This is a genomic window from Dulcicalothrix desertica PCC 7102 (genome assembly GCF_003991905.1).
Taxonomy (GTDB): Bacteria; Cyanobacteriota; Cyanobacteriia; order Cyanobacteriales; family Nostocaceae; genus Dulcicalothrix; species Dulcicalothrix desertica.
Map to the genome: position 1 here is coordinate 7,521 of NZ_RSCL01000045.1, position 220 is coordinate 7,740.

Sequence of the window (220 nt, forward strand, 5' to 3'; positions counted from 1 at the left end):
GAATTAAATAGGCGAGCAAGGATGCTTTAATTTTTGGAACTTGAGAAACAACCATTTGGGTAAAATACTCCCAACCATAGGTGCCTGGGAGTTCCAACACCTGCGCGACTACTTGAGACGCGGGTAAATCATCTGGATTGGAGACCAGTAATGGTAAATATTCTTTTGTTGCCCAAACCAGGTCTTCATCTGATGGTTCAAAACTATAATTTTCTTGATT

1 protein-coding gene is annotated in these 220 nt (G+C 40.5%); it reads right to left on the reverse strand.

The window, feature by feature from the left end; all coding sequences use genetic code 11:
- Positions 1–220 (reverse strand): hypothetical protein (locus DSM106972_RS52940; protein ID WP_201800882.1); only part of this gene is annotated, 220 nt, incomplete at both ends.